This window comes from Streptomyces sp. NPDC059037, assembly GCF_042740015.1.
Classification (GTDB): Bacteria; Actinomycetota; Actinomycetes; order Streptomycetales; family Streptomycetaceae; genus Streptomyces.
In genome coordinates this window covers 1-9517 of sequence record NZ_JBHYIG010000148.1, presented here as the reverse complement: position 1 = coordinate 9517, position 9517 = coordinate 1, and the positions used below count along the sequence as shown (strand labels likewise).

Here is a 9517-nt window from a genome sequence, read left to right as displayed (position 1 = left end):
TGGTGACCCTGCCCGCGCCCCCGGCCGCGGGGGTCCCCGCCCCCCCCCCCGCCGGGGCGGGCCGGGCGCCCCGGGGGCCGCCCGGCCCCCCGCTCGACAACACCCGCATTGTGATGCTCGACATGGACCTGCGCCCTCAGCCGGTGGGTGTGCCCGGAGAGCTGTGCATCGCCGGTGTCCAGCTGGCCCGCGGATATCTGCACCGTCCCGAACTGACCGCCGAACGATTCGTCGCCGCCCCGCTTGCCGGCGAGGACCGTGTCTATCGCACCGGCGACCTGGCCCGCTGGCTTCCCGACGGCTCGATCGAGTACCTGGGCCGCATCGACCATCAGGTCAAGGTGCGTGGATACCGCATCGAGCTGGGGGAGATCGAGGAGCGGCTGCGCCGGCACCCCTCGGTGAAGGACGCCGTGGTCGTCGCCCGCAAGGGAGACGACGGACAGACCTCCCTGTGCGGCTATGCCTTGACCCCCGAGCCGGTCGCGGAGGCCGTGCTCAAGGATCACCTGGGCCTGACGCTGCCGCAGTACATGGTCCCGGCCCGGCTGGTCACGCTGGACTCTTTCCCGCTCACCCCGAACGGCAAGCTGGACCGCCGGGCCCTGCCCGAGCCCGAGCAGCCTGCTCGCGATGTCGTCGAGTACGTCGCCGCGCGTACGCCGCAGGAAGCCGACCTGGCCCGCATCTGGGGAGAGGTGCTCGGCTCCGACCAGGTCGGTGTGCACGAGAACTTCTTCGCCCTCGGCGGCAACTCGATTCACTTCGTCACCGTGCTGGCCAAGGCCCGCGCGGCCGGCCTCGACTTCACCTTCCAGCAGTTCTTCCAGAACCCGACAGTCGCGGAATTGGCCGCGAGCCTGGCCGACGAGGCCTCCACGCACGGTCCCGCGGCGCGCACCCTGGAGCCGTTCGAGCTGCTGTCCGCGGAAGACCGGGCGAAGATCCCCGCCGGGATCGAGGACGCGTATCCGATGACCCAGCTACAGGCCGGTCTGGTGTTCCAGAGCGAGCTGTCCCACGGCACCGCCGAGTACCACGACATCATCAGCTACATGATCCAGAGCTCGTTCGATGCCGAGTGCTTCGAGCGGGCCGCCCGGATCGTGGTGGACCGGAACCCCATCTTCCGAACCAGTTACCACCTCACCGGCTACGGCGAGTACTTGCAGTTCGTGCACGAGGACGCGCCGCTTCCGCTCGCCATCGCCGACCTCCGCGGCAAGACCGAGGAGGAGCAGGACGACTGGTACCGCACGTGGGCCGAGGAAGAGAAGGCGAACCAGTTCGTCTGGGCCGAGCCCGGCCTCGTACGGCTGCACGTGCACATCCTGAGCGACGACCTGTTCCGCTACTCGCTCAGTCAGCACAACTCCGCCCTCGACGGCTGGAGCATCACACTGGTCCACACCACGCTCTTCGACACGTACTACCGGCTCCGGGAGGGCAGGCCGCTTCCGGACGCCCTCGTCGACAACCACGGACGCAACTACGTCGCGCTCGAACGAGAGTCGCTGGAGAACGAAGAGCACCGCGCCTACTGGGCCCAACTGCTCGAAGGCAGCACCTTCACCGAGCTGCCCCGGACCAAGGACTCCGAGGACCCGGACGTCTTCCCCGTGCTCTTCCACGAGGTGGAGTTCCCGCGCGGCCTCTCCGACCGCATCGTGGAGCTGGCCAATGAGCTGGCCGTCCCGGTCAAGAACGTCGCCATGGCGGCGCACACCAAGGTCCTCTCGTTGATCGCGGGTGACCGGGACGTCATGACCGGCTATGAGCACAGCGGTCGTCCCGAAGCGGAGGACGCCACACGCGCGATCGGCCTGTTCCTGAACACCGTGCCGTTCCGGGCACGGATGGACGAAGGCTCGTGGGCGGATCTCGTCCGCCAGGTCTACCGGTCCGAGGTCGATCTGCTTCCCGCACGGCGCTATCCGATGGCCCAGATGAAGCACGACCTGGGGACGCAGGAAGCCCTCTTCGAGACGGCCTTCAACTTCACGCACTTCTATCTGCTCAAGCAGCTCGAGGCGATCGACGGCTTCTCGATCCTCGACGTGCGGGCCAACTCCGAGACGGAGTTCGTACTCCGTGCCGAGTACTCGCGGCACTTCATCACCGATGAGGTTCGGCTGTGCCTGCACTACCACGCGCACCTCTTCGAACCGTGGCAGATGGAGAGGATGGGGGCGTACTACATCGCCGCGTTCGAGCAGATGACGGCAGATCCGACAGCCGCTCACCATCTCGCTGTGCTCCTTCCCGAGGAGGAGCTGACGGCGCTCGACACGGCAGAGCGTGAGCAGGGCCTGCCCGTCGAACTGGAACAGTTCGTGCCGGATCCGACACGGTCCTTCCACGCACGGATCCTCGACGAGCACGGCCTGCCGGCTCCCTTCGCCACACGCGGCGAGATCGTTCTCGTGGCCGGGGATGCGGGCGCTCCACCGGTGACGACCGGGTTGTACGGACGCCGTACGACCGAAGGCGTCGACGTGCTGGGCAGCCTCGAGCAGCGCAGCCGCCTCACGTTCGGCCGTTCCGGGACGCCAGAGGCCACCGAGTCCGCGGCGGAGTCGGCGAACCGCCGTCCTGCCACCGAAGTTCAGGTGCGCATCGCCGAAGCATGGTCGAAGGTGCTCGACGTCCCGTTCGACGGGATCACGCTCGACCAGAACTTCTTCATGCTGGGCGGCAGCTCGCTGTCGGCGATGCGCGTGATCATGGAGTTGGACGGGCTGGTCTCGCTGACCGACCTGATGCGCAACTCCACCCTGCAGCCGCTGTGCGACGTGGCCCAGACCCGCGTGGACGAGAGCAGCGGCGCGGAGGCGGAGGAGCGGAACCTGCTCCAGTCCCTTTCGGCGAATCCGTCCGGAGCCGAGTGCGCCCTGGTCTGCTTCTCGTACGCGGGTGGCAATGCCATCAACTTCGAGCCGCTGGCCACGGCACTGGACAAGGCCGACAGCGGCGTCGCGGTGTTCGGCGTGGAGCTTCCCGGCCACGACGGTGGGCGGCCGGACGAACCCTTCCTGTCCGTGGAGGACGCGGCGAAGCGCGTGGTGCAGGAGATCGGGCACACCCTCGCCGGGCGGCCGGTCATGCTCTGGGGCCACTGCGTGGGCTCGGCCCTCGCGTTGGAGACCGCACGCCTCCTTGAGGAGGGCGGGAGCCGCCCGGCGCACGTCTTCACGGGTGGCAAGCTGCTGCACCCCGCCGAGGTCACCCGCAAGGGCCTGGACCAGGTGGCCGCGATGACGGACGAGGACATCGTCCGCTGGCTCGTCGACGAGACCGGGTTCGCCGGACTCGACGTACTGCGCTCCGCCCAGGTGGCGTTCATCGCCGGTGTGTTCCGGCACGATTCCAGCTCGGCCAACGGCTACCTGCTCAAGGCGGTCGAGCACGGCCCGGGCGTGAAGATCAGCGCCCCGCTCACGGCCGTCTACGCCACGGACGACCCCCTGACCCCGGGGCACGGGGAGCGGTACGAGCAGTGGTCGCTGTTCGCCAATGCGCCGCGGCTCGCTGAGGTAGGCGCAGGCGGTCACTACTTCTGCCGTACGGCTCCGGACGCGGTCGCCGATCTGGTGCTCGACCGGTGGCGAGAAGCGGCCGGCGACGCGCGCTGATTTTGGGGGCGGTCGGGGCCACACGCATTCCACGTGGTCCCGTCCGTCCTCCGGCCAGGCGGGTCACGACCCGTACATTGAAGATCGACGGAACGAAGTGCACTGAAGATGAGTACCGCAGACACACCGGAGGCCATGGGGCTTCTCACCCCGCGCCAGCAGTTGCTCGCCGGGGCGAAGAGCATGGCCCCGTTCCTTGCCTCAGCCATCCCCATGGGCATCGCCGGCGGCGTGCTCGGCCTGTCCAGCGGGCTGTCCGCATGGTCCACTCTGGGCCTGGCGATGGCCGTGAACTCAGGCACTGCCCAGTTCGTCGGCTTCGCCCTGATAGCCGACGGCGCGGGCTGGCTCACGATCATTCTGACGACCCTCATCCTGGGGCTCCGGATGTTGATCTACTCGACCATCCTGATCCCGCACGTCAAGGACGTGCCGCAGCGATGGAGGGTACTTCTCGGCTTCGGGCTGATCGACGCTGTCTTCTTCGTGGCCATCGAACGGCTGAAGAAGGGCGAACTCACCCGGGACAAACACCTGTACTTCCTCGGCGCCTCGGGCGTCATGTATGTCACGTGGATGCTGTCGACGGTCGTCGGCATGATCCTTGGCTCTGCCGTGCCCGATGTGGAGAAACTCGGACTCGATTTCCCGATGACGGCGATGTTCGTCGCCATGCTCGCAACCGGGCTCGCGAATTGGCGTGTGGCCGCTGTCATTTGTACGGCGGGACTGACCGTGATGCTGGCGCACGGGCTGCCCTACAACCTGGGCGTCGTGCTGGCCACCGTGGTCGGCGCGGGCGTGGGTACCGCGTGCGAATACGCGACGAAGGGGTCCAAGGACGACGAGGCGCCTGACACGGCCGCCGAGGAGTCGGAGAACACGGAAGGCATGGAGAGTTCGCGATGAACATGGCGCTGTTGATTCTGGGCATGGGGCTGTGCAGCTTCCTGCCGCGGTACCTGCCGCTTGCCGCTTTCGCCGACCGCGAGATGCCTCCGGTGGTGAAGACCCTGCTCAACTACACACCGCCCGCGGTCCTGGCCGCGCTGGTGTTTCCCGCCGTTCTTGCGCCGTCGGGTGAGGGTATCGAGCTGACGGCGACGAACCCGTACCTGATCGGCGGCATCGCCACTTTCATCGCGGGGCTCATCTCCAAGAAGTTTCTGCTCGTCACGGCCATCGGAATCGCCGTGTTCTTCTTGAGCCAATGGCTCATCGGCTGAGCCAATCCACGACATCCGCATCGAGGCCACGAAGGGCCAGATCATGAACACCGAGTTGTCCCCGAACCGAGCGCCCCTGCGGGTGGCTGTCGCGCAGACGCAGGCCCGCCCCGGAGACGTTGCTCATAACGCCTCCGAGGCGGCGTCCGTGGTAAAGGCCGCAGGAGACGAGGGGGTACGTGTTCTGCTCTTCCCCGAGCTGTCCCTCACCGGCTATGAGCCTGCATGGCTCCGCGCCTCCCTGCCCGCCCAGGCGGTTGATCCACAGGGGGAGGAGCTGGAAGTGATCAGGGCAGCCTGCCGTGCTTCTGGCGTCACGGCAATCGTGGGTGCACCCAGGGCGCTTGGGCGGAAGTCGGCCATCTCTGCTCTCGTCATCGATGAGCAGGGACGCACAGCGGCGGTCTGCGACAAGCAGCATCTCGAAGCCCATGAAAGGGAAGTCTTCGACCCGGGAACGGCGGGGTGCTGCACCGTTGTGGTGGATGGCTGGTGTCTGGCCATCGGGATCTGTTACGACGCGAGCTTCCCAGAGCATGCTCGTGCGGCCGCGCTTGCGGGGGCGGACGCTTATCTCTGCGGTGGTGCGTTTGTCCAGGGAGATTCTGACCACCGCCGCTCGGTCTACTTCCCCGCACGAGCCCTCGAGAACACCTTCTACGTCCTGTTTGCCAACTTCGCGGGGCAGCAGGGTCCCTGGGAATTCTGTGGGGGAAGCGCGATCTACGGACCAAATGGACGTCTCCTTGCGGAGGCGGGCAGCCAGGGGCCCACGCTTGCCATAGCAGATCTCGACGATGCAGATCTGGATGCCGTACGTAAGCAGCTGACGATGTTGCAGGACGTCGCCGAGTCGTCTGGAAAGGATCTCAGCGGGTCGAGTAAGCGTGACCACGGTCCTCGTTCGACGGCTTGCGTGATGTGAGGCATGCATGGAGCGAATCCACACCGTGCGTGATATCGAGCCGGACGACGAGATGCTGCGCAGGGTCATCCCCCTTCGCGGTGGGCTTGATCCACTTTGACGGACATCCGGGATCAGGGGCGCTGCCCCGGAAGGATGTCCATCAGGTCTCCTTGGTGAAGGTCAGGTGCCCCGCGGAGTCGTAGTCGTACGTGCGCTTCAGACCCGCCTGGGCGTCGGTCCGGATGCGGATCTTCGTGCCGTCCTTGGTGGTGCTGCCACTGCTGTAGGCGTAGGTGTAGGAGAGGTCCATGAGAGTGCCCTTGGGCGAGGTGGCTTTGATGGCAGTGGCCCGGTTGGACCTGTCGCGGCTGATCGACTGGACCGTGCCGCCCGGGTAGCTGACCTTGATGCGGGAGTCGTTGGCGTTGTACTCGTAGCCCGTCTTCTGGCCGAAGAGATCGGTCAGTGACTCTAGACTGTTGGTCTTGCTGTAGGTGTAGCGGACGGTTCCGGATGGGGCCTTGTACGTCTCGACGTTCCCGTCGGCCGTATGGGTGAGCACGGTCTGAGAGCCGTCCTGGAGGGGCGGACCGTCTCCCGGCTGAGCGGGTCGAAGTCGTACTCGGTGATGACAGTGGAGTCGGAGCGTTGCTTGAGGTTGCCGTCTCCGTCGTAGGCGTAGGTCACGGTGGTGTTGGTGCTGGAGACCTTCGTGATCCGGTCGCGGTTGTCATAGCGGCCCGGCAGGTCTTCCACCTGGTCATACACATACAGCCAGGACCCCGCTCATAGGGGCTGTCGTGACAGATGAGAGGGTCAGGCGAGTGAGTGAGACACCTAAGAGCACCCTGCAATACCGCTTTGACGGGCCCGAAGACGCGCCGGTCCTGATCCTGGGACCGTCCCTCGGCACGACCTGGCACATGTGGGACCGGCAGGTGCCCGAGCTGGTCAAGCACTGGCGGGTGTTCCGCTTCGACATGCCAGGACACGGCGGTGCGCCCGCGCACCCCGCGGGCTCCGTGAGCGAGCTCGCCCAGCGGCTCCTGGCCACGCTCGACGAGGTCGGAGTGCACCGCTTCGGGTACGCGGGCTGCGCCTTCGGCGGTGCCATCGGTGCCGAACTGGCCCTGCGCCACCCGCAGCGCGTGGCCTCCCTCGCGCTGATATCCGCATCGCCGCGGTTCGGCAGCGCCGACGAGTTCCGCCAGCGTGGTGTCATCGTGCGGAGCAATGGGCTCGACCCCATCGCGCGTACCTCCCCCGACCGCTGGTTCACGCCGGGCTTCGCCGCCGCGCAGCCCGCGATCACCGACTGGGCCGTACAGATGGTGCGGACCACCGACCCCGGCTGCTACATAGCCGCCTGCGAGGCGCTCGCCGCCTTCGACGTGCGGGCCGAGCTGGGCCGGATCGGGGTGCCCACCCTTGTGCTCGTCGGCTCCGAGGATCAGGTCACCGGGCCCGGCGAGGCCCGCACCCTCGTCGCCGGGATACCGGACGCCCGCCTCGCCGTCGTGCCGGGTGCATCGCACCTCGCCCCCGTCGAGCAGCCCGCGGCCGTCACCGACCTGCTCGTACGGCACTTCTCCACCGCCTGGCCGGCCACGGCCGACGCGACCGGCACCCACGCGGCGATCAGCGCGCCCCCGGTCAAGCCGGTGCTCGCCCCGCCGCCCGTCACGCCCGTCGCCGAGATCGGGCCCATGGCGCAGCCCGAAGCCGTGGGCGGCGGCCGTCCCGATCCGTACGACGCGGGGCTCAAGGTCCGCCGCGAGGTGCTCGGCGACGCGCACGTCGACCGTGCCCTGGCCGCCGCCGACGACTTCTCCGGGGACTTCCAGGAGCTCATCACGCGCTACGCCTGGGGCGAGGTCTGGAACCGTCCGGGGCTCGACCGGCGCTCCCGCAGCTGCGTCACCCTCACCGCGCTCGTCGCCGGCGGTCACCTCGACGAACTGGGCTTCCACATCCGCGCGGCGCTGCGCAACGGCCTCACCCCGCTGGAGATCAAGGAAGTGCTGCTGCAGGCCGCCGTCTACTGCGGCGTACCCGCGGCGAACTCGGCGTTCAAGGTCGCCCAGGCCGTGATCCGCGAGGAAACCACGCCCCAGGAGTGACGCGTAGCAGGATGGGGGCATGACGACTGCCGCGAAGCGCATCAAGCTCACGAAGAAGACACACGCCTGTGTCCGCCTCGAGCGGGACGGGCGGAGTCTCGTCATCGACCCCGGCACCTTCAGCGAGGAGGACGCCGCGGTCGGCGCCGAGGCGATCCTCGTCACGCACGAGCACATCGACCACTTCAACGAGGACCGGCTGCGCGCGGGCATGGAGGCCAACCCGGCCGCCGAGATCTGGACCCTGCGCTCCGTCGCGGAGAAGATCTCGGCCGCCTTCCCGGGGCGGGTGCATGTCGTGGGGCACGGGGACACCTTCAGCGCCGCCGGGTTCGACGTGCAGGTGCACGGCGAGCTGCACGCCGTGATCCACCCGGACATCCCGCGGATCACCAACGTCGGCTATCTGGTGGACGGTTCGGTCTTCCACCCGGGCGACGCGCTGACCGTCCCCGAGCAGCCGGTGGACACGCTGATGCTGCCGGTGATGGCGCCCTGGAACAAGATCTCCGAGGTCATCGACTACGTCCGCGAGGTCAAGCCGATGCGCGCCTACGACATCCACGACGCCCTGCTCACGGACCTGGCCCGGCCGATCTACGACTCCCAGATCGGGGCCCTGGGCGAAGCCGAGCACCTGCGCCTGACGCCGGGCGAGTCGGCCGACCTGTGACTGTCGGACCCGCCCGGTAGGTTGTGAGACATGCGCATTGCCACCTGGAACGTGAACTCGATCACCGCTCGCCTCCCGAGGCTCCTCGCCTGGCTGGAGAACAGCGGTACGGATGTGCTGTGCATCCAGGAGACCAAGACCACCGCGGAGGGCTTCCCCGCCGACGAACTGCGCGAGCTCGGCTACGAGTCGGCGGTGAACGCGACGGGGCGGTGGAACGGCGTGGCGCTGGTCTCCCGCGTCGGCCTCGACGACGTGACGCTCGGACTGCCCGGCGGGCCCGACTACGACGGGGCACAGGAGCCGCGGGCGATCTCCGCGACATGCGGCCCCGCGCGGATCTGGTCGGTGTACGTGCCGAACGGCCGCGAGGTGGAGCACGCGCACTACGCGTACAAGCTGGAGTGGCTCGCCGCGCTGAAGGCCGCGGCGGCAGCGGACGCGGCGGGGGAGCGGCCCTTCGCGGTCCTGGGGGACTTCAACGTGGCGCCGACCGATGAGGACGTGTGGGACCCCGCCCTCTTCGAAGGCGCCACCCACGTCACCCCTGCCGAGCGCGACGCGCTGGCCGCGCTGCGGGAGACGGGCCTCTCCGACGTCGTGCCCCGGCCGCTGAAGTACGCACACCCGTTCACGTTCTGGGACTACCGCGAGCTGGGCTTCCCCAAGAACAAGGGCATGCGGATCGACCTGGTCTACGGCAACGAGGCGTTCACGAAGGCCGTGACGGATTCGTACGTCGACCGCGAGGAGCGCAAGGGCAAGGGCGCATCCGACCATGCGCCGGTCGTGGTGGACCTGGAGCTCTAGCCCGGCCCCCGGGGGGCGCGGGGGCGCGACCGCGTGGCGCGCCGCGGGACGGGCGGGGTGGGCGCGGTGGTTTGTCTGGGGGTCGGTGGGGGGGGGCCGCGCTTTTCCCCGCGCCCCTTGCGGGGCGCTCAGCTGCCCCCCCTGGAGCC

At 68.3% G+C, this 9517-nt stretch carries 9 protein-coding genes; 7 read left to right on the top strand and 2 right to left on the bottom strand.

Features of this window, described 5'->3' with window-relative positions; genetic code table 11:
• The 4 genes from ACFWY6_RS27010 to ACFWY6_RS26995 form a co-directional block, all read left to right on the top strand.
• A partial coding sequence (locus tag ACFWY6_RS27010; protein WP_384695325.1) for an alpha/beta fold hydrolase occupies positions 1-3632 on the top strand: 3632 nt, incomplete at its 5' end.
• A 108-nt stretch (positions 3633-3740) separates the two neighbouring features.
• Entirely contained in the window at positions 3741-4541 is an 801-nt protein-coding gene (locus ACFWY6_RS27005; RefSeq protein WP_384695321.1) for an AzlC family ABC transporter permease, read from the top strand.
• Positions 4538-4858: an AzlD domain-containing protein gene (locus ACFWY6_RS27000; RefSeq protein WP_384695319.1), complete on the top strand. Its 321-nt coding sequence runs from the start codon at positions 4538-4540 to the stop codon at positions 4856-4858. Before ACFWY6_RS27005 ends, ACFWY6_RS27000 begins: the two co-directional genes overlap by 4 nt.
• A gap of 43 nt (positions 4859-4901) precedes the next feature.
• Positions 4902-5783, top strand: a complete 882-nt coding sequence (locus ACFWY6_RS26995; RefSeq protein ID WP_384695316.1) for a carbon-nitrogen hydrolase family protein — start codon at positions 4902-4904, stop codon at positions 5781-5783.
• Between the two features lie 142 nt (positions 5784-5925).
• On the opposite strand, the gene ACFWY6_RS26990 is transcribed toward ACFWY6_RS26995, so the two are convergent.
• Together ACFWY6_RS26990 and ACFWY6_RS26985 are read right to left on the bottom strand one after the other, a co-directional pair.
• Positions 5926-6327, bottom strand: coding sequence for a hypothetical protein (locus ACFWY6_RS26990; protein WP_384695313.1), 402 nt, complete (start codon positions 6325-6327; stop codon positions 5926-5928).
• Positions 6237-6452, bottom strand: coding sequence for a hypothetical protein (locus ACFWY6_RS26985; protein ID WP_384695347.1), 216 nt, complete (start codon positions 6450-6452; stop codon positions 6237-6239). The genes ACFWY6_RS26990 and ACFWY6_RS26985 overlap by 91 nt, the downstream gene beginning before the upstream one ends.
• Before the next feature lie 137 nt (positions 6453-6589).
• On the opposite strand from ACFWY6_RS26985, the gene pcaC reads away from it, so the two are divergent.
• Genes pcaC through ACFWY6_RS26970 form a run of 3 tightly spaced genes read left to right on the top strand, consistent with a single transcriptional unit; the run spans position 6590 to position 9368 of the window.
• Entirely contained in the window at positions 6590-7885 is a 1296-nt protein-coding gene (gene pcaC / locus ACFWY6_RS26980; protein WP_384695311.1) for a 4-carboxymuconolactone decarboxylase, read from the top strand.
• A gap of 40 nt (positions 7886-7925) precedes the next feature.
• Positions 7926-8558, top strand: a complete 633-nt coding sequence (locus ACFWY6_RS26975) for an MBL fold metallo-hydrolase (protein ID WP_384695344.1) — start codon at positions 7926-7928, stop codon at positions 8556-8558.
• A 30-nt stretch (positions 8559-8588) separates the two neighbouring features.
• Positions 8589-9368, top strand: a complete 780-nt coding sequence (locus tag ACFWY6_RS26970) for an exodeoxyribonuclease III (RefSeq protein WP_384695306.1) — start codon at positions 8589-8591, stop codon at positions 9366-9368.
• The last annotated feature ends 149 nt before the right edge of the window (positions 9369-9517 follow it).